Annotated in this window: 22 protein-coding genes; 14 read left to right on the forward strand and 8 right to left on the reverse strand. The window is 36.6% G+C overall.

Going from position 1 to position 24,963, the window contains the following annotated elements; translation table 11 throughout:
• Window positions 1-179: 179 nt before the first annotated feature.
• The 3 genes from LPB89_RS11565 to LPB89_RS11575 all read left to right on the forward strand — a co-directional run bounded on the left by LPB89_RS11565 (window position 180) and on the right by LPB89_RS11575 (window position 3,446).
• Window positions 180-1,082 (forward strand): CorA family divalent cation transporter, encoded by a 903-nt coding sequence (locus tag LPB89_RS11565; RefSeq protein ID WP_230701958.1) that lies wholly within the window; start codon window positions 180-182, stop codon window positions 1,080-1,082.
• 51 nt (window positions 1,083-1,133) lie between these two features.
• Window positions 1,134-2,855, forward strand: a complete 1,722-nt coding sequence (locus LPB89_RS11570) for an FAD/NAD(P)-binding protein (RefSeq protein ID WP_230701959.1) — start codon at window positions 1,134-1,136, stop codon at window positions 2,853-2,855.
• A gap of 207 nt (window positions 2,856-3,062) precedes the next feature.
• Window positions 3,063-3,446: a response regulator gene (locus tag LPB89_RS11575; protein ID WP_230701960.1), complete on the forward strand. Its 384-nt coding sequence runs from the start codon at window positions 3,063-3,065 to the stop codon at window positions 3,444-3,446.
• A 163-nt stretch (window positions 3,447-3,609) separates the two neighbouring features.
• On the opposite strand, the gene LPB89_RS11580 is transcribed toward LPB89_RS11575, so the two are convergent.
• The 8 genes from LPB89_RS11580 to LPB89_RS11615 form a co-directional block, all read right to left on the reverse strand.
• Window positions 3,610-4,002, reverse strand: a complete 393-nt coding sequence (locus LPB89_RS11580) for a VOC family protein (RefSeq protein ID WP_230701961.1) — start codon at window positions 4,000-4,002, stop codon at window positions 3,610-3,612.
• A 31-nt stretch (window positions 4,003-4,033) separates the two neighbouring features.
• Window positions 4,034-4,783: a DUF6597 domain-containing transcriptional factor gene (locus LPB89_RS11585; RefSeq protein WP_230701962.1), complete on the reverse strand. Its 750-nt coding sequence runs from the start codon at window positions 4,781-4,783 to the stop codon at window positions 4,034-4,036.
• Window positions 4,784-4,957: 174 nt separating this feature from the next.
• The gene (locus LPB89_RS11590; protein WP_230701963.1) at window positions 4,958-5,959 is read right to left on the reverse strand and encodes an alpha/beta hydrolase; all 1,002 of its coding nucleotides are present in this window, start codon (window positions 5,957-5,959) and stop codon (window positions 4,958-4,960) included.
• Window positions 5,960-6,145: 186 nt separating this feature from the next.
• Window positions 6,146-6,700, reverse strand: coding sequence for a DUF6624 domain-containing protein (locus LPB89_RS11595; protein WP_230701964.1), 555 nt, complete (start codon window positions 6,698-6,700; stop codon window positions 6,146-6,148).
• Window positions 6,701-6,800: 100 nt separating this feature from the next.
• On the reverse strand, window positions 6,801-7,919 hold the full coding sequence (locus tag LPB89_RS11600) for a serine hydrolase (protein ID WP_230701965.1): 1,119 nt from the start codon (window positions 7,917-7,919) through the stop codon (window positions 6,801-6,803).
• A gap of 333 nt (window positions 7,920-8,252) precedes the next feature.
• Window positions 8,253-9,353 (reverse strand): adenylate/guanylate cyclase domain-containing protein, encoded by a 1,101-nt coding sequence (locus LPB89_RS11605; protein ID WP_230701966.1) that lies wholly within the window; start codon window positions 9,351-9,353, stop codon window positions 8,253-8,255.
• 128 nt (window positions 9,354-9,481) lie between these two features.
• Entirely contained in the window at window positions 9,482-10,411 is a 930-nt protein-coding gene (locus LPB89_RS11610) for an NAD-dependent epimerase/dehydratase family protein (RefSeq protein WP_230701967.1), read from the reverse strand.
• Between the two features lie 102 nt (window positions 10,412-10,513).
• Window positions 10,514-11,380 (reverse strand): helix-turn-helix domain-containing protein, encoded by an 867-nt coding sequence (locus LPB89_RS11615; RefSeq protein WP_230701968.1) that lies wholly within the window; start codon window positions 11,378-11,380, stop codon window positions 10,514-10,516.
• 363 nt (window positions 11,381-11,743) lie between these two features.
• On the opposite strand from LPB89_RS11615, the gene LPB89_RS11620 reads away from it, so the two are divergent.
• The 11 genes from LPB89_RS11620 to LPB89_RS11670 all read left to right on the forward strand — a co-directional run bounded on the left by LPB89_RS11620 (window position 11,744) and on the right by LPB89_RS11670 (window position 24,932).
• A complete protein-coding gene (locus tag LPB89_RS11620) occupies window positions 11,744-12,322 on the forward strand; it encodes a Crp/Fnr family transcriptional regulator (protein WP_230701969.1) in 579 nt (192 codons plus the stop codon).
• A 79-nt stretch (window positions 12,323-12,401) separates the two neighbouring features.
• Window positions 12,402-12,794 (forward strand): DUF4267 domain-containing protein, encoded by a 393-nt coding sequence (locus LPB89_RS11625; protein WP_230701970.1) that lies wholly within the window; start codon window positions 12,402-12,404, stop codon window positions 12,792-12,794.
• The gene (locus LPB89_RS11630) at window positions 12,791-13,312 is read left to right on the forward strand and encodes a cupin domain-containing protein (RefSeq protein WP_230701971.1); all 522 of its coding nucleotides are present in this window, start codon (window positions 12,791-12,793) and stop codon (window positions 13,310-13,312) included. The genes LPB89_RS11625 and LPB89_RS11630 overlap by 4 nt, the downstream gene beginning before the upstream one ends.
• Before the next feature lie 67 nt (window positions 13,313-13,379).
• Complete coding sequence (locus LPB89_RS11635) at window positions 13,380-13,886, forward strand: cupin domain-containing protein (protein WP_230701972.1); 507 nt, start codon at window positions 13,380-13,382, stop codon at window positions 13,884-13,886.
• A 440-nt stretch (window positions 13,887-14,326) separates the two neighbouring features.
• On the forward strand, window positions 14,327-14,866 hold the full coding sequence (locus tag LPB89_RS11640) for an RNA polymerase sigma-70 factor (RefSeq protein ID WP_230701973.1): 540 nt from the start codon (window positions 14,327-14,329) through the stop codon (window positions 14,864-14,866).
• Between the two features lie 115 nt (window positions 14,867-14,981).
• A complete protein-coding gene (locus tag LPB89_RS11645) occupies window positions 14,982-16,142 on the forward strand; it encodes a FecR family protein (RefSeq protein ID WP_230701974.1) in 1,161 nt (386 codons plus the stop codon).
• Between the two features lie 97 nt (window positions 16,143-16,239).
• Entirely contained in the window at window positions 16,240-19,821 is a 3,582-nt protein-coding gene (locus tag LPB89_RS11650; protein ID WP_230701975.1) for a SusC/RagA family TonB-linked outer membrane protein, read from the forward strand.
• 11 nt (window positions 19,822-19,832) lie between these two features.
• Window positions 19,833-21,317: a RagB/SusD family nutrient uptake outer membrane protein gene (locus LPB89_RS11655; RefSeq protein WP_230701976.1), complete on the forward strand. Its 1,485-nt coding sequence runs from the start codon at window positions 19,833-19,835 to the stop codon at window positions 21,315-21,317.
• A 122-nt stretch (window positions 21,318-21,439) separates the two neighbouring features.
• Window positions 21,440-22,663 (forward strand): DUF4369 domain-containing protein, encoded by a 1,224-nt coding sequence (locus LPB89_RS11660; protein ID WP_230701977.1) that lies wholly within the window; start codon window positions 21,440-21,442, stop codon window positions 22,661-22,663.
• A 34-nt stretch (window positions 22,664-22,697) separates the two neighbouring features.
• Complete coding sequence (locus tag LPB89_RS11665; protein WP_230701978.1) at window positions 22,698-23,285, forward strand: TlpA disulfide reductase family protein; 588 nt, start codon at window positions 22,698-22,700, stop codon at window positions 23,283-23,285.
• A 96-nt stretch (window positions 23,286-23,381) separates the two neighbouring features.
• Window positions 23,382-24,932, forward strand: coding sequence for a S8 family peptidase (locus LPB89_RS11670; protein ID WP_230701979.1), 1,551 nt, complete (start codon window positions 23,382-23,384; stop codon window positions 24,930-24,932).
• Window positions 24,933-24,963: the final 31 nt, after the last annotated feature.

Here is a 24,963-nt window from a genome sequence, read left to right on the forward strand (position 1 = left end):
GTATAAATGACGATTCTAAAATACGCTGATCACGTTTTAACTTAATAGAAGACTTATAATTTTGAAAAAGTTTACAGCTTTTATGTAAACCAATTCAGTTGTGTAGAAGTAAATTTATCTTATAATTTTTCTAAAGAGATGCTACCAAAACGACTTAGTTATTACTAAAAAAAAGCAACATGCCTATTTCTACCTGTACTATAAAAAATACCGCGATTACCTGGATTGATGCTGTGGACCCCACAAGCGAAGAACTCTCCGGTATTAGTGAAAAGTATAAACTAAATCCCTATGCATTACTGGATTGTCTTGATCCGGATCATCTTCCCAAATTCGAAGAACATAATAATACCCATTTTCTTATCATAAGAGTGGTCAATGAGAACAAGGAAAAATTACAGACTGTCCAGAGCCTGAGCTGTAAAATTGCGATTTTTTATAACCAATCCTTTATTATCACGGTGCATCGTACGGCACAGCCGTTAATTTCTGCAATCAAAGAAAATTATGTGGATACAGGTAAAGTTAAAACAAGTACCGGCATCGTCATTCATATTGTCCGTGATGCATTACATTCCTTTGAACAGCCTGCCATAGATTTATCCAATGAAATAGATGGTTACGAATCCAAATTATTTTTGAAAAAAAATATTCCCGCCGATATGATCGAGGCTATTTATTACCTCAAAAACAGGGCAGGATTATATAAAAAACTGCTGTTGCTCAGTAATGAGATCGTTAATTCAATTCGCGCCGAGGGAGAAGAAGCCCCGGCACTTCGGGATGTTCATGATCTTCATACCAAATTGCTGATGCTCAATGATCAGGTTCAGGAAGATGCCAAAGAATTGCTGAATATTTATCTCTCGTTATCGGCCAGAAAAACGAATGACGTTATGAAAGTACTTACCGTATTTTCCGTTTTCTTCATGCCACTGACATTTATAGCAGGAATATATGGAATGAATTTCAAATTTATGCCGGAACTAAACTATTACTGGGCATATCCCATTACTGTGATTGTAATGGTTTTAGTTTCTGTCATAATTTTTCTTTGGTTTAAAAGAAAAAAATGGCTTTAAGATAAGCGATTAGGTAGAACAAACTTTAAAGAAAATAGTAACAGAACGAAAATGAAAACGGAAATAATTAAAGAGCGAATTGCAATTTTAGGCGGAGGACCAAGCGGACTGTTTATGTATAAAAGACTGGTAGAATCAGGAAAAACCAATTTCGAAATTGATATTTATGAACGAAAAAGTACCCTTGGTGCAGGAATGCCCTATAGCCATGAGGGAGCAAACGATGAACATGTAACCAATATATCAGATAATGAAACACCCGGAATTGTCACTTCCATTTCAGAATGGATTCTGACCGTACCCGCAGAAATACTGGAAAGATTTAAAATTGATACTGCTAATTTTACGGAGTATAAAGTACTGCCCAGATTACTTTTTGGCTATTACCTTGCCGACCAGTTTAAACTATTAGAGCAAAAAGCAAATGAAGCCGGAATAACAACGCGAATTCATTACCAAAGCAATGTGGTGGATATTAGTTATAATGAACAAGGGAAAGAAGTTTGGGTAGAAACCACCACTAGTAAAGATAAATTTGATTATGTAGTCATTTGTACCGGACACAACTGGCCAGTTCGATACGAAGGAAAAGTTAAAGGATATTATGATGCTCCATATCCGCCATCTAAACTTCTGCTTAAGCTAAATCACGCGGTAGCAATAAAGGGCTCGTCTTTGACAGCCATTGATGCCATACGGACTCTTGCCAGGGAAAACGGAGCATTTTTAAAAGATGAAAACGGAAATATAAGTTTTCAAAACCACCCGGAAAGCCCGGATTTTAAAATCATTATGCATTCCAGAAACGGCATGCTTCCGGCGGTTAGGTTTCATTTAGAGGACTCTCATCTTAAAAATAATTCGCTTCTGACCGAAGAAGATATTGAAATCCACAGGAAAAACAATGATGGGTTTTTGTCCTTAGACTTTGTGTTTCAAAAAAATTTCAAAGAGATTTTCAGGGAGAAAGATCCTGATTTTTATGATCGTATTAAGGACCTCAGTATCGAAGATTTTGTAGCGGAAATGATGGAGCTTCGCGAACGTCTGGAACCATTCCAGCTTTTAAAAGCAGAATACATTCAGGCAGAGAAATCGATAAAAAGAGAAGAATCGGTGTATTGGAAAGAAATGCTGGCAGTATTGAGTTTTGCCATGAATCACCCTGCCAAATACCTTTCGGCGGAAGATATGCAACGCCTTCAAAAAGTACTTATGCCGTTAATTTCAATTGTGATCGCTTTCGTTCCGCAAAAATCGTGTACTGAGTTACTGGCGCTGCATCATGCAGGTGTTCTGGACATTATTCCCGTAGGGGATGACAGTGTAATAGAGCCTCAGAACGGGGGAGGAATTGTCTACCATTTCTCTGATCCGGATCATAATCCCAGGTCGGTTTACTATGAAACTTTTGTGGACTGTGTGGGCCAGCCGCATCTGTCTTATAAAGATTTCCCTTTTAAAAGTCTACTGTCGCAAAAATCAATAAGTCCTGCCCGAATAAAGTTTAAGTCAAACGAAATAGGTCATCTGGCTTTTTCACAGGGCAATAGCGCTATAGAGAAAGACAGCGAGGGCAGTTACTTTTTAAGCGTATCCGGAATTGCCATCAATGATAATTTCCAAATTATTAATCAGTACGGAGCTTACAATGAAAATCTGTACATTATGGCGGTTCCCTATATTGGCGGTTACAATCCTGATTATTCCGGACTGGATTTTTGCGAAGCGGCATCAATGCATATTCTAAATAGCATGAGCAGGCTGGAATAAGCCGGTTTAACTAAAATTAAACAGTCACTACTTCATATTTATCAATTTAAAAGATAGATTATAAGTTATTACAAAGTTTTTCAGAGTTATTACAAATTAGCATTATTGCTCTTTGATATAGTTTTATTTTGTTATAAAATTGCACGGAATTTAAATACAATAACTGCCTTAAATTAGCACTTTTTCTGCTAAAAAAATATTTGGGGAATGAAATATAAAAACATATTACTAGTCAACGATGTAAATGATGATGCAGAGACTTTTGTATTAGTCCTGAATGCAATTAATCATAAAATTATATCATCAGTAGAAGGTAGTGCGCTTGAAGCGCTAAAAAAGCTCAGGGATTCAAAATTAGCACCTGATATAATTTTCCTGGACTACAACATGCTTTATTTTGATGGAATTGGATTTCTCAAATTACTTCGTGATATTAAAGGTATAAAAAAAATTCCTGTTGTACTTTATTCCCGAAATTCAGGACATATGCTGGAGGAAACGATGACCAAATTCAAGAGAGTACAATTTTTGAAGAAGCGTGCGAACTTTACAAAGCTTTTTAAGTCCCTGCAAAAGATAATTATACCTTAAAATTCAGAAGAAAAAGTATATTGACGTGAAATTTGCTCTCTAAGGTGACCGATTACAGTTTTACGATATTACCGTAACAAAGTGATTACCGATTAGTTTCATCATTATTCATGAGCCTTTATGGAATCACTTTGCTGTACAAAATTCTATGGTTATCCTATTTTTATGGTAAGTCTGAATACAATTCGAATAAATTGTTTTCCGGATCTCTAAAATGTGTAACTCTAATTCCCCATGCATTCATATCTTTTGGCTCTGTCAGGAATATCACACCTTTATTTTGTAGGGTAATATAGGTTTCATCTACATTGTCCACTTGAATTATGATTGCAATTTTATCCTGAAGAATTTCGTTTTCCCCGGGCTTGCCATTGGTTATTGCGCTACTCATTAATTCTTGCTTAAACAACGCTAATACTGATGTACCCCCAACGGTAAAACTAGCATAATTTTCTCCAGGTTTGCCCCAGTTGCATTCTAAACCAAGGATGTCGTTGTAAAAAGTGAAGCAATTGTCAAAGTTGTTTACTAAAAGTCTGATATTACTAAATTTCATTTTGCTGTTTTTAAATGTTAATGATGCAAAACTACTTTTCTTTCATTGTCGTCAATTGTAAAAATCGGTCGTTTTTGTTTTCAAACAATTCCGTTGGTTTGTTTCCTGTATATTTTTTTAAGTCCTTGATAAAATGCGACTGATCAAAATAATTTTTTTCTGGATACAACTGGCCTTTCTTTATATGCTTAAATGCATCAAAGCATTTCAAAATCTTGCAGTATGATTTTAGAGGAACATCAAACCTGTCTTTGAAGTATCGATTAATTTGTCGGGCGTTCCAAAAAACCTGTTGAGAATACCATTCTACGGTCTTTTGGCCATGTGTTTGATATAGCAAGTTAAATAAATTCTGTTTTTTGTTATCGATGCTTTTTTGCTTACTCACAATTTTAAGCATAATTTTGTCTAAGTTTTCAGTAGTACTTTCTAAATTTGTAAATGATAATTGGTCTATCTGCCAAAAATCGTGTTCCAGAATTTGTTCGCTATTACAAAAAGGTGAAATTTTCTGTTGTAAAATATAGTCGACCGCTAATAATTTAAATCGTATTCCGAAAAGTTGCCGGTTTGGCTCAATTGAAACTTCAACTTGTTTTGTCCAAAGTCCTGTTAGTGAAATTTCTTCCTGTTTGTAATTATCAAACGATACAATAAGGTCAAAACATCCGTCGGGCAAAATTGTAAAGTCCAGCTGCTGAGCTGCAGAATTATCAAACCACCAATAATTCTTTACGAAATCGGTCAGTAATTTGTCGGGCTGAAACTCTTTATAGATCAATCTTTTCTTTTTATTTGTTTTGTTGAATGTCTCTTAAAAAATAGCGGGTACCCTTCATCGTTTGCCAATTTTCTAAAATGTTTCAGTAAAGTACTTACGAATCTACAAAAATATGATTAAATCATTAATTCTATTAAATTGCAGATAGCCCTGATGGAAAATTTTTATTATTAATTATTGTGGAACTATTGTCTTTGTAATCATATCATTGATTGCGTTTTCAATGACTTTTGGTTGTTCCTGGTTGATATAATGTCCACTATTGGGAACCAGGATTTGTTTGCTGTTGGTAGAAAGAAGCAAAAAATCCTTTTGCATCACAGACCAGGCATTTATCATTTCAGATTTTAATTTACCGTCTTTAATAAAGGAATCATAGCGTTTTTCATCTGCGGCGGTCAATACGTAAAGAGGGATATCACCAAAAGATTTTATTTTTGATGCTTCCTTTTTAATGGAACGCATCTGATCTTGCTCTTCCAGCACAGCATCAGCACTTTTGTAAAGTAAAGCGGGCATTATTGAATTTTGATGTTGGTATTGTTTATCCTTTGGGAACATATTTTTGAACATTAATCTGGCCAGGCCAAAGTCATTTGCGAATTTCAAAAAACCTCCTGGCAATCCTTGATTGACCATTTTAAATAGTTCGGGAGATAAATATTTTTCGTCATCAGGACATTGACTATCCACTAATATTACACCAGCTACATCTTCAGGATATTTGTTGACAAAAAATCGAACAAGTGTTCCTCCAAATGAATGTCCTACAAGAATATACGGTTTTGGGACGTTGGCTTTTTCCAGCAAGAGATGTAATTCTCCAGCAATTTCCTCACCTGATTTTGGGTTGTGACCCCTGTCACTCCATAAAATTCCAGCCCTGTCATAGGAAAAGCTTGTATAGGAGGTTGGTAATTCTTGTTGAATATTGTACCATTGAAGGTGTCCGGCAGGATCAAATGCAGTTTCAAATACAACCGTTGGCCCCCGATTTCCTTTTTTGAAATAATGCAGGCGGTGATCTCCAACTTCTGCAAAGCCGCCATCGGGACTAATTTTTTCAGCATCATTTCGGGATATCCTTTCAAACACAAATCCAGCGATAAGTAATAATACGGTCAATGAAAGTAAGCCCAAGCCTATTCGTTTTGTCCATTTGAGAAATTTTTTCATGTTTTTTTATTACAAAGACATTTATATTTCATTTTTGTTACAGTTGATGCGTTGAGATTATCAATCCAAGGTGATCAGTTATAAATATGGTGCGTATCCTGTTAAATTTTTAGGAGTTGTTTGAAAAACCGTGAATAAAAAGTCTTGAGCGTTTTCTAATTCTGCAATACCGAAAGCCAATTCGGACTATATCCATCCAACTTGTTTTCGCCAGCTGTTAAACTCCAAATCGTCCGGGTGCAGATTCTTATGTTCGTCAGTTTTAATTTCAATGATTGCGTTCTGCTCTAATTCTCCAAGCTTCAATTCTTTACGCAGTCGTATCATTTCTTCCTTATCCTCTACAGGATATAGGCCACGATTATCAAACTGGGTGCCGTACTTCTGCGGCCTTCCTTCAAAATAACAGATCCTGTCGTGTAGATACGCAAGATTTTGAGGGTTGACTTCGCCATCGCTTCGGGATAATAGCTCATAGCATTTTCTCATCAATGCCGGTTCACTGATTGCGTGCTGGACAATAAGCCATGCAGCATCACTGGCTTCCCGTCCAACAATTAATCTTGTAGGATACCCGATAGCATTTATAATTTCATTAAGACAGGCCGCATTCTTTTTATGCACGCTTTCCATTTCAGGATGATATCCTGCTAAGAGTTTTCCTTCTTTTAATAGCTTATCCCGAACCTGAAGGTCATGTCGAGCCATCTCTATTAATTCGTTAGCAATCTGAATATTCATTTATAGATGTTATTTAATTTCAATAGTAAATAATCAATTTAGACTATCGCCGTGTACTGTTAAGCTGTATCAATTCTTAGCAATAGCTGTAAGAGCAGAATTAGGATTTAAGCGCCAATGAAGCAATGTCCCTTACAAGCTGCGTTGGAGAATTGCAGTCGCAGTTACTGAACCCTACTACGTAAATATCTTTTTCAGGAATATAAACCCCCATCGTTTTAAAGCCGAAAATACTCCCTCCATGTTCACGGGACGGTATCCCGTTTATATCTTTTATGTGCCATCCGTAGCCATAGGAGAATTCGTCGCCGTTATTTAATTTGTATCTGCGAAATGCTTTGCTTGTTTCCGCCTTACCTAGAAGAACATTGCGATTTAAGGCATTTTGCCATTTCAGCATGTCAGCAGTGGTAGACATTAGTGAACCAGACGAAAATGGAACACTAAAGTCGATTACCGTTTTGTTTACGTAACCGTATTCCTTCTTATGATATCCATAAGCCCTTTTTGCGATTACCGTTCGATCACTGGCATAGCGTGACTGATCCATTCCTGCCTTATCAAAGATATACTTTTTTAAAAAGTTATCGTAGGTTTCCTTCGACACCAGCTCAATAATATACCCCAGCAGCACATAGCCGGAATTGTTATACTCAAACTTTTCTCCGGGAGAAAAATCAGCCGCTTCATTCCTAAAGAAGTCGACCATCATTTTAGGTGTCATTTCCTTTTGAGCGATATCGGATAGCGACTTCATCTTTGTGAAGTCTTTGATGCCCGAAGTATGCGTCAGCAAATGGTGAAGCTTTATTTTACTCCCGCCGGGATAATCCTGTATGTATTTCGATATGGGATCGTCTATATTCAATTTCCCCTGTTCCTCAAGAATCAGTATTGCGATCGCCGTAAACTGCTTGGTCATGGAACCCAGCTGAAATACATTTTCAGGTGTCATATCAACCCCAAGTTCCAAATTGGCTTTGCCGAATGCCTTTTGATAGATTATGTTGCCTTGGCGGGCAACCATAAATGCGCCGCCGGGACCATTTTTATCGCTAAAATTTTTTAGGATCAGGCTGTCTATCCTGACTTCAAGGCTTTGGGCAGAAACGGCATCCGATATCCCAAAGATAAAAAGCAAAACAAATAGCAGGCTACAGATGTTTTTTATTTTCTTCATAATAATTAAGTGTTTAAAAAATAAGACGCCCCGGAACATAATCAGGTTACAAATTACATGTAGAAAAATTTACTTCAGGAAAAAAAACCTGACCTCATTTGCTTCTGCCGCTATAATTTTCTGCTTTCTCAATTTATGAATGCTAAAATTTTAAAATTAGAAACCAAAACCTTAACGCTGTTTTTATATTTCCATGGAGCGGTTATAAAGAAGTTTTTGGCTGCGCCAGGGCTAAATAAAATGGCATCCGCCAGCTTTGTGCGGTTCATATATACAGCCATTGTATCCCCATCAATAGTTAAGGCAACATGCAAAGACTGATTAAGGTACTAAGCAAGATCATACGTGGTTTCTACAGGATAGAATTGCGTATCACTTCTTTAAATTTTGTAGTAAGGTGAATAATTCAAATTGTCCATCCTTGCCCCTTAAGGTATTTTGTCCTACTGATTTTGCTTTATAGTAAGGGCTGGGTTCAAGTTGATGTGCAAGTGTATCAGATATCAGAATATCTACAGTAAATTGATTACAAAGCCCTTCAATTCGGGCCGTCGCGTTCAATACATCGCCTGTAAATATAATTTCCTTTTTTAGTATTCCTATTTCACCTGTGGTGACCTTTCCGCAATGAAGTCCTGCTTTGAATTGTGGTGCTAAGCCATATTTTTCTTTATAGGCAATTGATTTGTGGATTAGGGAATCCTTCATAGCAAAAAAGCAGCGTATGCAATTATTGTTTTTAAGACCTTTTTCTAATCTCCAGGATATAATCATTTCATCACCGGCATATTGGTATATTTCGCCAGAATATTCAATTACAGGATCGCTCAGATCTGAAAAATACTCCTGAAGCATCTGAAAATAGATGACATGCCCCAACTTTTCTGCAATCTCTGTAGATGATTTCATATCCAGGAACATAAATATCCGCTCTTCTTCTACAGGCTTATAATATTTTCCCAGAAAAAAATTACTGAGCATGCTTGTACCCATACTTTCACTTACTTCAGTATAGAACTGCGTGATAACAATGATGCTCGTCAGGTAAGTTAAGATTCCGAGAAACGAATAATCCATAAAGAAACTCCACATTCCCTGCCAAAAGAGCTTATTAGAAATTGCCGTGAGCATTTCATTGTTTGTTGTCAGGAATATTATTAGGAGTAAGAACAAAATGATGACCAGGTAAATAGCAGATTTATATAAAATCTTTTTGGAAAAGCACTTTTGGCTGAACCATTTATTGATGTACAGGATTTCCACTATGCCTATTATGGTTCCAAATGTAGTGGCTAACATTGGAATTACTATTATATTGCGACCAAATATATATGGATTCTTCGATGATGGATAAAAGTTCAGATTACCTAACAGACCTCTTTCAAGAATAGTGTAAATCACACTGAACACAAACCATATGATGGCAAATGGTAAAATACGTGTAATATTTCTTTTGGTTGTCGGTGTCATCATCTGAATTTGAGCTGTTAAAATAAATCACAACTAAGATATTCAATATATGATGAAATTACTCAACCCTTAACTGATATAATTGTTAAGGGTTTTAAGTACAGTAATAACAGAGTAACAAAAATGTTTTACTATTCCCTTCCTAAATGCCATGCTGCCGTCTCCCTTATGCCATCGATATAAGATGTCGGTGTAAAGTTAAACGCTTTCTCGAACTTCGTCGAACTGAATTGAAGTGGGAATTCATTTTGGTAATTCATCTCATAGGCCTCCTTCATGAAGGGGTTGAAATAACCAAATATTTTCAACAGCCACTTAGGCAGTACAGTAACCTTATCTGAACTTTGCATATACTCTGCTGAAAGTTTAATGAATTGCCTTGCAGTCAGCGGGGCCGCAGACGGCAGGTGCCAGACCTGCCCGAATGATTGTTCGCTGGTAGCCAGCATGTATAATGCTTCAGCAGCATCCGGCGTATAGTTAAAAGACCGTGGCACGTCGGCATTAATGAACCATTGCGAACTGCTTCCTTTCTTCATTTTGTCAAATACCAGCAAGCCGGCAAAGCTTTTTTCTATTACTCTTGGACCATAAAAGTCTGTGGCCCTTGCAATAGTTGCCTTTAGTGTCCCCGCCGCCATTTCCTGTAGCAGCATGCGGGCTACGTCAGCACGAACTCTTCCCTTTTTACTTATATAATTGTATGGGGTATCCTCGGTTATCACACCATCAATCTTACCATACATGTAAATATTATCAAAAAACACAAGTTTTGCACCTGTAGCCTTACATGCATTTATTACGTTTCGCATAATAACCGGCCATTGTTCCTTCCATATTTTTGCGTTATATACCAGTCCGATTGTAAGATAAACGACATCCGATCCGAGTATGGCAGAAAGTACTTCTTCAGAATTAAGCGCATCAGCTGTTATGGATTCCGTGCCTTCAATATTTTGAGGTTTTCTTGATACGAGCCTAATGTTTACATTGTGCTTTTTTAATACAGGTATAAGTTCGGTGGCGATGGTACCGTTGGCACCTAAAATAGTATGGGTCATAATTTTAAGATTTAGAATATTATTTATTTCTAAAGCAAAACTACAGTACGATTTTTTACGGCCATTGTAAGAAAACGAATGTGCCGAAATACTACTAAATAATTATTCAATTATGTCCGGGCTTTTGGGGCCTGAGCCCACGGTAAAAAATTCTTTTCCCTTTAAATCTTTTATAAACTGTTGCGGTGTTGTCCCTAAAAATTGCTGAAAGTCTTTAATAAGATGGCTTTGGTCATGGTAGTTAAATGCTGTTACGATTTCAAACATATCAGGCATTTTTTCCTGGGTACTGATAAGTTGGGCAATAACCATTTTAAATCTTAAAAAACGCAATAATTCCTTAGGGGAAAAACCGGCATACTTCTGAAATCGAATCTGGACGGTACGTTCAGTCAATTTAGCGTCCGATGCAATGGCTTTTACCGGATGTGTTGCAGGGTTGTAGAAGTAATGCTCACCGTCAATAAGCGGCTGGGCAGCAGTATCCATCTCACGTATATAGTGTGCAATGTAATCGGAAATTATAGTTAATCTCGCCTTAAGATCGCTAATCTCGGAAAGTGTTTCATGTAGCTCATGCCAGGAATACTTACCGGTTAATTCATCGGGATTATAAACCGTCTGCCCATCAAAATTATTAAGCGGTACATTAAATAGATTGTAAAATCCGCTTAGCCTAAAATTCACTACAATTAAGTCAGCCCCTTCACTCAGTTCATAATTAAGCATCTGTTTCAATGGACCGATAACTGAACAGCCTTTTTTGATTACCTGGGCTGAGGATGCATTGTTGAATGATATTGGAACGGATGTGCCAAAATTAAATAGTAAAAGCATCTCAAGGCTTGGGGATAAATGCTTTATTACCGGCGGTCCACCACTATGGTATATATGGTAAAAATGGCTGATAACAGCATTTAAGCTTCCCTCAACCGTGTATAGCATACCGTTCTTATCTTCCTGCTCCATTAATTTTACAGTATTAGGCAACTCCTTACTTTGACCTGCCTCATAAGTCTAGTTATAGTGAGTTAGCTTGTATCCCTTTTGTGTCCTCAATCAATATAGGTCTTAGTCAGTCAATGTATTTTTATAGATGTAAATCTATGGAAAATAGTTTTACGGGACAATTTTTAAAATGTTTGTTGTGCTCAGAAAAATCTTTCTATTTGGCAATTTCCAATAAGTTCCCAAAAAAAGCATAGGAAGTGCCGTACTTAGAATCAAAGACCTCCGTTATTTTTATAAATTTACAGGAAATTCAGTAAATTGTAGATCGAAGTTACTGATGATAATCTGAATATCCGGACTGTAAAAGAGGCACACTATATTATGATAAACAGCTTGCTTACTAACATTCAATATCTCATTAGCCTAAGCAAGGCAGAGAAAGATATTGTAATCTCCCTATTTAAAGAGCAGACTTATAAAAAGGGCGATTTCTTTTTAGCAGAAGGGCAAATTTGCAAACAGGTCGGATTTGTTACCAAAGGATTAATGAGATATTATATTAATCACGACGGCGAAGAAAAAACATACGCTTTTTCTCAGGAAAACCAATATGTATGCAATTATGAGAGCTTCCTGCCCCAGAACCCTTCGTCAAAAATCATTCAAGCCCTGGAAGACAGCGACGTCATGGTAATTTCGCATAGTGACCTGCAAATACTTTATGCGAAAGTTCGTGAAGGCGAACGTTACGGGAGAATTGCCATCGAAGCAGTTTTTCTGCAAATGCTGAAAGACATCAATTCGTTTTATACGGAAACACCTGAGGTTCGTTATGAAAGGTTCTTAACTAACCATTCAGATCTGCAGCAAAGGGTTTCCCAATATCACATCGCCTCATTTGTTGGTGTCAAACCGCAATCACTAAGCCGCATCCGTAAAAGAATTTTCAATAAAAGTTGATTTGTTAACCCAGGTGCATAAAAATCGGCCATCATCCTGATAATTTTGTTTCATTATTAATACTTAAGAACAAATTATCATGAGAACTACAATTTTTTACGTCATCACATTTTTATTAGGTCTGGGAATGATTTTTCTGGGCTCCCGTTTTTTTTGGTCTCCCGAAGTTGCAACAGCAGGATATGGCATACATTATAATGCACAGGGAGACTATTCATTTCACTATATAAAAGGTATCAGGGATATATTTTCCGGTCTGATTATTTGTGTTTTTGTATTATTGAATGAGCGCCGGGCTCTCGGTGTGACATTGCTGGCAGGAACAATGATTCCGCTTACTGATATGCTTATCGTGCTCAGCAAAAGTTACAACAGCCTTCTGCAGGCAGTGCCGCATATTATCGCCATCGCTATTTGTGCTGTATTCGGGATCCTATTATTAGCCGCCAAACCTCAATCAGAAAAGCTATGAAAAAATCAGGATATATCAAGCTGATCGGTTCAGTTGACAATGGCAACAAAAGCATAGCCAGGCTGAATATTCTTCCCGGGGAAAAGACTCCCTGGCATTATCACACTTTGTTTTCAGAAACATTCAGTATCTTAAAAGGAACCCTGGAAGTAGGCAGACGAAGAGATATCCTCCATTTAAAGCAGGGAGATGCAGTGACAATAATGGCTAAAGAAAAGCACTATTATCATAACACTTCCAACGAAGAATGTATTATAACCACAACGATTGATCCGGGAAATAAAAACTTTGAAAATGCCCTTCTTATTTTAAAAGGGCTTGCCAGTGATGGTTTGGCCACCAGTGCAGGAACACCTAAGAGGTTTGCCCATTTAGTCCTTTTCGTTTACCTAAGCAATTCAAAAATGACAGGAATTCAGAAAATGGCTGAACCAGTGTTTAACTTCTTTACCAAAGCTGCTATTAAAAAAGGCCAGCTCGACAAATTGATAGAAAAGTATTGTAACTTAACGCAATAAATCGCTTGGTCTTATCCTGCTTATCATTAAGAAGGGCTCTTATTCTATAACATTAAAAATAAAAAATATGGAAACATCAAAACCGACACCCATTACTGTAGACCCAGCAGGCGGAGAAGTACTTTCTGTAGCTGGTGGTAACTACCGCATACTTGTATCAGGCAAACAGACCAATGGCGCATTTGCTACTATTGAAATGCTGGTGCCTCCACAAAACGGACCCGGTCCGCATTCCCATGCCGATTTTTATGAATCCTTTTATATTATTGATGGCGAAGTGGAAGTTCATTCCGAGGCAGGGTTTTATTCAGCAAAAAAGGGCTCATTTGTAGTAGTGCCAGAAGGAGGCATTGTGCATTATTTTAAAAATACAGGCGATAAGATGGCTCAATTACTTTGCACAGTTGTCCCAGCAGGTCTGGAAGAGTTTTTTGAAGAAATTGGAAATCCCGCAGCTGCAGGCGAATTTCTGACGGCATCTCCAATGGATCCTGAATCTATTAAAAACTTACAGACCATTGCGCAAAAGCATGGACAAATTGTGTATCCGCCAAACTATCTTGATCAGAAATAAACAATTGGCATAAGTTAAGGTACCTTACTATTTGCTTTAATTTTTTGCTAAATTCAAATGGACTTTCGTGTTTTCCAATATACCCATGTGCCGCGATTCTGCCACACAACTTAGAATGGTGAAATATCTTTAAAAACCGTTTCAACTTTTTATGGTAAAATAGAATGCAACTTCAGAAGTAAGAGACACTAAATTAGCCAAGCACTTTGTTTGATATTTAATTAACCTAAAATTTAAATCAGAATTTACTTGTAAAATCCTTATATAAAATAATAACTTTCATTTTATTTAGTCATATCTAATCTAAATTGATACTATGAGATGCAAAAAATTATCAAATAAAAAATATATATAATCGAAAATCATTATAATGTAATTAGTAGCGTAAATTTACTATTGGTAATCATATTTATATATTTTTGCAAAAACAGGTATCTCTTTTGGAATCTACTCAAACCGAACTTAATAAAAGCGACTTAAAAAAAATATTCGACACCTATTACGAGGCGTTAGTTTCGTATGGCTGTCGTTTTTTATCATTAAGGGATGAGTGTGAAGATCTGGTACAGGATATTTTTGTTGAGCTTTGGGAAAAAGAACTGATATTTCCCGATACCGTTTCTTTAAAGGTTTATTTATACAAAGCCACTCGGAATAAATGTTTTAACTTTATTAAACATAGCAAGGTAAAAGATAATTATGCGGCCAGCAATATTCAGTTACTGCAGGACGATAGTTTATTTTTGGAACAAATTCTGGAAGAAGAAATAGTAAGACAATTACATAAAGCTATAGAATTACTTCCTGACAGAAAAAAAGAGATTATAAAATTAAGTCTTATCGGCCATTCGAATGCTGAAATTGCAGATATTTTAGGTATCAAACTTCAGACTGTAAAAACCCTAAAATCGCAGTCGTATACTATATTAAGAAGTCAGTTTAAAGATATCGATACTATATTATATTTCTTGATTTCGTAATATTGTCTCAGTATTCGTACACTTTTAACTATAAGATTACTTTTTATTAAAAAAAAGATAATTTTCAATAGTACCTTTTCAACTATTAGTTGTTCTGTAGAAAAGCACTACTAGAATGAAAGATATTTTCAATATATCCAAACTGATAATTAAAAAGAAACTGAAAGTTTTAAGCGATGATGAAAAGTCACGTTTAAAATCATTTAGAACGGAATATCCATTTTCTAAATCAATTGATTATGGAAAAATAGTTCAAAAAATTTCCGACTATTCTTTAATTAATAAAGAAGCAGCGTGGAAAGCTATTTTAGAAAAATCCAGAAACAAGGAAAATATTCCTTCTGTTATTCCTTTAAATAGATCCTGGTATAAATATGCAGCGGCAGCGTCTCTTATATTATTAGTTGCAGTTTCGTATTTGTTTTTAAATAAAAATCCTGAAGTAAAAAATCCGATTGTTGTAAATGCTCCAATTGAAATTGGAACCAATAAAGCAATGTTAACTTTAGAAGACGGAACTAAAATAGCTTTAGTAAAAGGAACAAATTATAAAACAAGTGATGTAAGCAGTAACGGAGAACATATTGTATATGATTCTAAAGGCCATGCAAACGAAAAAATAGGATCAAATTTTTTAACCATTCCACGTGGAGGACAATTTTTCATACAGCTTGCTGACGGAACAAAGGTATGGCTGAATTCTGAATCCCAAATAAAATATCCGGTTGCCTTTGTAGACGGGCAAGTAAGAAAAGTGGAATTGGTTTATGGTGAAGCTTATTTTGAAGTATCGCCAAGTACGGCACACAAAGGTTCGAAATTTGAAGTTTTTACCAAAAAACAGACTGTTGAGGTTATTGGTACACAGTTTAATATCAAAGCTTATGACGACGAGGATCATATTTATACCACTCTGGTCGAAGGGAAAGTAGCCGTTACAACTCCTGATAAAAAGCAATTTTTAATTCCGAAAGAACAATCTGATTTTGATCCTGAAACTAGTAGCCTGACAGTATCTAAAGTTGACGTTTACAGCGCAGTGGCCTGGAAAGAAGGATTTTTCAGCTTTAGAACAATGCCTCTTAAAGACATTATGAAAGTATTATCGCGCTGGTATAATGTAGATGTGACCTTTGCCAATAAAAAACTTGAAAATGTAAAATTCAACGGTGTTTTAAGAAAAGATCAGGATATAAAAGAAATATTAACAACCATACAAACAACCAAATCCATTAATGCCTATGAAGTGAAAAACGGAAAAATTATTATAAAATAAAAAGGGAATAAAGCCACAGCCTTGGACAGTTATGCACTTTATCCCTCTTTGAAAATGTTACCTAATTAAAAAATTTAACTAACCAACATTCAAATTTATGAAATTTAAATATACTAACAATGTTTTCCCGCGCGGGAAATCGTTTATGCTGTTTATTATGAAAACTTTTATATTCTTATTCTGTACTGCAGTTTTTAGTTTCTCGCCTGGAAAGATATTCTCGCAGAATGCCAAAATTACGATCAGTTCAGACAAGGCTATTACAGTTGACGAGGTTTTCGAGCTCATTCGAAAACAAACGAAATATACTTTTATATATGAGGACGGTCTTTTTAGTAATTTCCCAAAAATAACTCTTACAAAAGGTGTAATTGATGCCAATACACTATTGGAAAAAAGTTTGAGTTACGGCAATTTTGAAGTTATTGTATCGGCTAAAAATGCTATTCTTATAAGAGAAAAAGAAATTCAATCCGGAGATCCAATTATTATAAAGGGAGCTGTAAAAGATAACACCGGAATGCCGCTGCCTGCAGTAAATATTTCAATAAAAGGAGCCGGCACTAATGTCTATACAGATTTTGACGGTAGTTTTACCATAAGGGTCCCTAATAATAATTCTATTTTAGTTTTCTCCTATATAGGTTTTAAAACAAAAGAATTGAAAGTAGGATATCTCTCTACAATCGAAATGAATATGGAAGTGGAAAGCTTTAATCTGCAGGAAGTGGTGCTTTCTACAGGTTATCAGACCGTTAATAAAGAAAGAGCTACCGGTTCATACAGTGCAGCAAATATGCAGGTATTTAACAGCAGACAAGGAAATCGAAGTGTGGTATCAAGATTAGAGGGGATGGTTGCCGGTTTGACGGTAGTACCGGGTCAAAAAGGAGCAACAACAAGCAGAAACGGAAATCAGGCTGCTAATCAGACTAGTTTAATAAGAGGGGTTAGCAGTGTTCAATTAGCAACAGATCCTATCTATGCAGTTGATGGTGTGCTTGTTTCAGATTTTAGTATTGTTAATCCGGATGATATTCAGGATATAACAGTTCTAAAAGATGCAGCTGCAGCTGCAATTTGGGGAGCCAAAGCATCAAATGGCGTGATTGTTATCACTACCAAAAAAGGTAAAAAGAACGAGAAGCTAAGTATCAATTATAATTCCTATTTCAATTTTGACGGAAAACCTGATTTTGGTTACGGAAAAATGATGAGCAGCAGCCAGTATATTCAGGCGGCCAGAGAAACTTTTAATCCAAATGTTAATCCTTGGGGATCTTTGAGCAGAACATTTGTAGCGCCTCACGAAGTTATTCTTTACGACCAGTACCGCGGTTTGATTTCTCAGGCAGAAGCAGATCAAAAATTGAATGCGCTTGCCAACACAGATAACAGAAGCCAAGTTAAGAATTTATGGTATCGCGATGCTTTTAGCATGGGACACAGTCTTTCGTTGTCAGGTGGAAATCAGGCTTATAGTTTTTATACATCTGTTAATTATATCGATACGCAAAATAACCGTCCGGGAAGTGATAGCAAAACCTATAGAATATCTTTTAATCAGGATTATGACTTTAGTAAAAACTTTAAGGTATATCTTAATTTTTCATTAAATAACTCTTCATCATCAGAAAATAAACAAGTTACAATTCTGGATAGTTTTCTACCTTATCAATTATTTAGAGATGATCAGGGCAACAGTATCAACATGCCGTATATGTTAGGCTGGAGTGATGCGACACGTCTGGATTTTCAGGCAAGAAGCCGTATAAATCTCGATTACAGACCACTGGATGAAGTAGATTATAGTTATGCCAAAAATAAAACTTTAGGTTTTGACCTTACAGGGGGCTTTAACCTTAACCTCTATAAAGGACTAAGTTTTAAGGGAACATATGGTTACATTAAAATAGATGGAAACAATAAAGCCTATGATGATGCCAAGAGCCTTGCAGTAAGACTGCAAATTTTAGGAATGACAGTTGCCCCAACAACGGCATCTACCCCTATATATTACTTGCCAACTACAGGTGGAAATTATCAGACAGGTAATAACGAACAGTTAAACTGGACAGCTCGTAACCAGTTAATTTATAATAGAAGTTTTAGACAACAGCAGGATCAGTTGGATTTACAGTTTGGTCAGGAGGCCAATGAACAGGTTACAACCGGAAGTTCAACGAGAATTCTGGGTTATAACGAAGCATTGGGTACCTACCCAACAATTGATTATACCACTTTAGTAAATGGTGTTTTTGGTACTGTGCCAAGTTTTAGAGGTTCTTATACAACAGTTCCGTATTTGTCTATTTTGGAAAAACCGACACGTGTCAGTTCTTATTTTGCATTGGGAAGTTATATGTTCAATCATAAGTACGGCCTTGACGCAAGCTGGAGGGTAGACCACAGTAACCTTTTTGGTTCAGATAATTCAGCCCAGAATAAACCGGTATGGAGTATCGGTGGGAAATGGTATTTGGGTAAAGAAAAGTTTATGAAAAACATGGATTGGGCAAATAATTTAGCCTTGAGAGGAACGTACGGAATTACAGGAAATTCACCTTACGTAGGAGCGTCATCAAATGCTGATATTCTTAGTGTGGATTCTTCTGTGGATCTTGCAGGGCCATCGCTGGGGATTAGGTCTCAGGCTAATAAAAAACTAGCATGGGAAAGTACCAAAACAATCAACTTAGGACTTGACTTTTTATTATTTAACCGTACTGTAAACGGTAGTATTGATCTTTACAACAAACATACGACAGACATGCTGGGTAAAGTGCCGTTTAATCCTTTTACAGGAACTGCTGAAGGCCTGGGTAATATTGGAAGCCTGACCAATAAAGGTATCGAGCTAACACTTAGAACAATTAATTTACAAGTTAAGGATTTTAGCTGGACCACTAATTTTGTATTTAGTTATAATAAAAATAAATTAGAATCCTATTCTACTTCAAACGTAACTACGGCACAGGAAGTAATGGCTTATAATTTTAGATCCGGTTATAGCATGCAGCCTTTGTTTGCCTATGATTTTGTAGGATTGGATAACATGGGAGACCCGTTAATTAAATTGGCAAACGGTACTATTACCAAAGATCCTACGATTGCAAAACCGGAAGATTTAAAATATATGGGAAGTATGCAGCCTGTTTACAACGGAGGCCTGACCAATACTTTTACCTATAAAGCAGTAAGTTTAACAGCAAACATGGTGTATAGTATGGGTAATGTAATGCGAAATGATGTAAATGTTTTTTATACAGGAAGAATGACCGCAGCAGCAGCCTTTACAGGAAATATAAATCAATCATTTGCTAATCGCTGGCAAAATCCGGGAGACGAAGCTTTTACTAATGTTCCGTCATACGAGCCACGGCCTTTTCAAAATTTTGACAGAAGAAATGTAGACTATTACACAAATGGAGATATTAATGTAAGTGATGCCTCATATGTAAAATTGCGAGATGTTACACTACGTTACAGTTTCTCTGAAAAGGTGCTTCAATCGTTGCATTTAGCAGCTTTTAGCCTGAATCTTCAAATGTCAAATTTCATGATTTGGAAAGCAAACAATGCTGATATTGATCCGGAGTACCAAAACTTCAATCAGGGGGTTAGATTGATACCACAGACAAAACACCCTGTTAACTTAAGTTTAAATATTTCACTTTAAAACGTACGGACATGAAAAAATATATAAAAATCACCTCTTTTTTGTTCTTGTTTGCTGCTGCACTTAGTTCTTGCAGTACGGACTTTTTAGATGTTGTTCCGCAAGGGAGCCAGCTGGCAGTATCTACAAATGATTATAATTTATTGATGAATTACCGCAACTTTTATTATTACGAAGCAGGAAGCGCGATGCAGGCTCCAATTTGGATGGGAGATGAAATCTCAGCTAATGAATCAGATTTGAATTCTAATAATATTTTGGCGCAGCGCCTCTTTAAATGGGAAGATGTTATCTATCAGCCATCAGACGATTCCTTTTCCACAAATCGTGACTTAACTCTTGGCTTAAGTAACATATATGTCTGTAATAAGATCATTAACGAAGTAATGACTTCTACAGAAGGTACAGATGCACAAAAAAGAGCGCTAAGGGCAGAAGCTATGGCAACTCGTGCATTTGAGAATTTTTTAATGACCAATTTATATACAAAACCATATGCAGCTGCAACAGCCTCAACAGATCTTGGATTTCCTGTAATTACGTCCGCAGAAGTTACCGCAACATCTTTTGAGAGAGGAACAGTTCAGCAAACCTATGATTTTATCATAAATGATTTAACACAGGCAATTGCAGATCTTCCGTTAAAAAATACGATTCGCACCAGAATGTCAAAACCGGCAGCCGAAGGTCTTTTAGGGAAAGTATATCTATTTATGGGAAAATACACAGAAGCTTTACCTTATTTAAATGCAGCCTTTGCCGATTTACAGTCCAGTTCTGACGGACCAAGATTATACGATTATAACGTTGAATTTAGCGATGGAGGATCTTTTCTTCCAATAGATTCTTATGCTGGTCCAAATTCTCCTGGAAATAACAAAAACGATCTTACAGAATCAGTATTATCCAAAGTTTGTTATAATACATACGCCGGCAACGGACCAGGAATTAACGGGTCTACATTAAGTGCAGAAACTGCGGCCTTATATTTATCAAGTGATTTAAGATTAAATTTATATTCACCAACCTATCAATATGGAGACGCGAATCCGTATGGAAGACTACGTAAATATGCAGCACAGTATACACGTTTTGGTTTAGAATTATCAGAACTGTATTTATTGCGTGCCGAATGCAAAGCGAGACTTAACGATCTTTCCGGAGCAATTGATGACGTAGAAATGTTAAGAAATAACAGAATGCCTGTTGCCGATGCAGCTGTTCCGTCAAACATTGCCGGAAATCAAACCGCTTTAATAAAATTTATTTTAGAAGAACGTATTCGTGAATTTGCAAATGAAGGATATCGCTGGTTTGATATGCGAAGATTATCAGTTGACGCAAACACAGAACTTGCAGCAACGGTAAAGAAAACACATACCGCTTTTGATAATTCAAATGTTCCAACAACTTATAATTTAAGACCGGAAAGATTAACCCTCCAGTTTCCGCAAAGGTATATGAATGCCAATCCGGGTATGCAGAACAACCAATAAAAATATTTAATAACCGTAATAATAAATCCCCAACCCGACCAAAAGTTCCCTTAAATGAGATTTTTGGTTAGGGATTTATTGCCCATTCTTTGGGTTTCAATTTCCATTAAAAAACAAAAAAAATGAAAAATATAAAAACAATTTTCTCTAAAGCAGGCTTTCTGGTAGCAGCTTGTTTGTCAATATCGGCTGTAAATGCACAAAAAGCTTTTACGGTAAAAGGCAATCTGGGAAAAGACAAACAGGGAAAAATAAGAATGCACTACAAAGACGGAGAACAATATGTGACGGACTCTACGCAGGTAAAAGATGGCGTATTTATTCTAAAAGGAACAATGGGCGATCCCGCTTTTGCGACAATTGCCTTAAATCCTACTAATCCGAATGCCTGGAGAACCAGTATGGGAAGTATGAAAGACGATCAGATCAATTTTTATCTGGAAGCCGGAACGACAACTATAGAGGGAAATCAGGATTTAAAAACTGCAACCGTAACAGGTTCAAAGGCCCAAAAGGATTACATGAAGCTGGCAGCTATGTATGATCCGTTAAATAAAGAAAACAGGAAACTCGCAGAACAGATTCAAAAAGCCAGAAAAGAGCAAAATGATACTGCCATAACGCGTCTGATTGGTCTGGATAAAGTCGTGAGACAAAAAAAGAAAGACATTGACAGCAGTTTTATTGTCAATAATCCCGATAGTTATTTAGCCTTTACAATAAGTTTTAAAAGAGAACTCCGAGGAAAATTACTTGATTATAAAGCAGATGCGCCAAGATTCAATCATTTTACAAAAGAAGTCCGCAATTCTCAGGCAGGAAAATATATTGCAAGGCGATTAACAGCTGCAAAGAAAACAGATATTGGTATGACTGCGCCAGATTTTACATTAAATGACACCATTGGGCGTCCGCTTAAACTATCATCGCTTCGCGGAAAATATGTTCTGGTTTGGTTTTGGCATTCTTTTGTGATGAGCAATGAGAGTCAGGTTTTTAATGTCAGCAAAGCCTTTAAAAAGATAGACAGCAGCAAGTTTGCCGTTTTAGGTGTTTCTTACGAAAGACAGTCAGAGATGAAAAATGATAAAGACTATGAGCAGGAAGTTAAAAATACATGGAAAAAAGTGATTCGTGAAAACAATATGAACTTCCTTAATGTAAGTGATTACGGCGGAATTGACATGAAAACAAACGAGCCTGTAAGCGTTACCGCAAAAGCATACGATCTTAATTATGGTAATATCCCGCAGTGTATATTAATTGATCCTGCAGGTAAGATTGTACTTAAGGCAATGCCTGATAATGATTTGGTACCAAAGTTAAAAAAAATTATAGGGGAGTAAATTTCCTTAAGTATCAATACTAAATGTCAATATTATGAAAAATACAAACAAAATTTTGCCCCTCTTAGCAATAGTATTTTCGATCTGCTCCTCAGGGCTTTCGGCACAGACAAAGCCAAGTGAAGAAAATGAATACGAAATAGGCGGAAAAATGATCAGCTATCCAAAAGTGGACTGGCTCAGGGGAGCTCCTGTTACAGAATTCAAAAAAGACAGTATTTATGTTGTAGAGCTTTGGGCAACCTGGTGTAAGCCATGTATTGCTTCTATGCCGCATATTAGCAAGCTAAGTGAGAAATTCAAAGGTAAAATTGATTTTATTGCTCAGGATGTAATGGAAAGCGATAAAGCAAAAGTGGAGCAGTTCCTGCAAAAAGAAGGACTTGGCTGGAAATTAAAAGCGGCTTACGCGGGAGATAAAAACAGCGATTTTCATAAAAACTGGATTGTTCCGGCAGGAATTTTTTCCATTCCGCAAACCTTTGTTATACAAAACAATAAATTGGTCTGGCAGACTTATCCGGCAGATTTGAATGAGGAAATCCTGCAGCTTCTGGTGGATGGACAATTTACCGTTGAAAAAGCACAGGCAATAGCAGCAAAGAATAAAGCAGCACACTAAACAACCACACAACTGGATTTGATTTTGGGAAAAGCATTTAATGCTTTGCCAGGGATCTCTTTGCCTCATTTTAAAAAATACTAAACAATCAAAAACATGAAAAACAAAAGGGTATTAATTGCTTTGTGTTTTTTTATAATTCTAAAAAATTACGCTCAAAATAATTGGCAGCATAAAGATTTAAAGCAGGATTTTATTTTTGGCATTAGCACAGACAAAGCCTACAAAGAATTACTGCAGGGCAAAAAAAGCACAACCGTTGTCGTTGCCATACTGGACAGCGGAATAGAAATAAATCACGAAGATCTGCAGGCGGTAATATGGAAAAATCCAAAAGAAAAAGCCGGAAATCATAAAGATGATGACCGTAACGGCTATGCCGATGATGTGAATGGCTGGAATTTTTTAGGATCTGAAAAAGGAAATGTAGGATTTGAAAACCTGGAGCTTACCAGACTTGTACGCGAGGGACAAAATAAGTTTAAAGATGTAAACCAATTGCCAAAAGATACTACCGGACTTGCACAATATAAGGTTTTAAAAGAAAAGTTAAGAATACAATTGGCCAATGCCAGAAAGGGTTTGGCAGGCGAAATGTATGTCCAGGCTGTTGTTGACACCATGCTCATTATAATGGGGACAGAGAATCCGACTTTGGCACAAATAAAAGCTTTTGATCCTGAAACGATGAATCAGATGGGAATGCGAAAAAGATTTATAGACCAATTGCCGCAATATCCGGATTTTGCCACTTACAGACAAAATACAATAGTCAATGCCGTAAATCATTATAAAGATCAGGTCGAATATCAGTTAAACCTTGATTTTGATCCCAGATATATTGTAGGGGATAATTACAGCAATGTTGCAGAAAAAAATTACGGGAACAATGACGTAACGGGTCCGGGTGCCTTTCACGGAACGCATGTTGGGGGAATTGTTGGCGCTGTACGAAACAACGGAATTGGAATTGACGGTGTTGCCGATAATGTTCTTTTAATGTCGGTACGAACAGTGCCGGACGGTGACGAACGGGATAAAGATGTTGCAAATGCCATACGTTATGCCGTAGACAATGGCGCGAAGGTAATTAATATGAGTTTTGGAAAACCCTATTCTCCCAATAAAAAAGTGGTTGATCAGGCCATACAATATGCCATGTCTAAAGATGTTGTATTGGTTCATGCAGCCGGAAACGATGGATTAAATGTAGATATAGAGCCTTCATTTTATCCCAATTGTATTGATATAAATAAAAACGGTAAAGCAAATTCATGGATTGAAGTTGGGGCTTCAGCAGCAAAAGATGATCAATATTTGGTAGCGCCATTTTCAAATTATGGAAAAAACACAGTAGATGTTTTTGCTCCGGGCGTGCAGATTAATTCGACAATTCAGGGTTCAAAATACGGTTTAAGTGACGGAACAAGTATGGCTGCGCCTGTTGTAGCAGGACTAGCCGCATTATTACGTTCTTATTATCCAAATTTAACCGCCGCTCAGGTAAAAGAGATCATACTAAAATCAGTAAGCAAAGTAGCACATCCGGTTCGTGTACAGGGAAAAACCGGGGTTCTGTCGGATTTTTGCCGTACCGGTGGGGTAGTTAATGCTTATGAAGCGTTAAAATTAGCGGCTACTTACTAGAAAAAACGAAGTATTTACAACTATAATTAAA

The organism is Flavobacterium sp. ENC, assembly GCF_020991415.1.
GTDB lineage: Bacteria > Bacteroidota > Bacteroidia > Flavobacteriales > Flavobacteriaceae > Flavobacterium.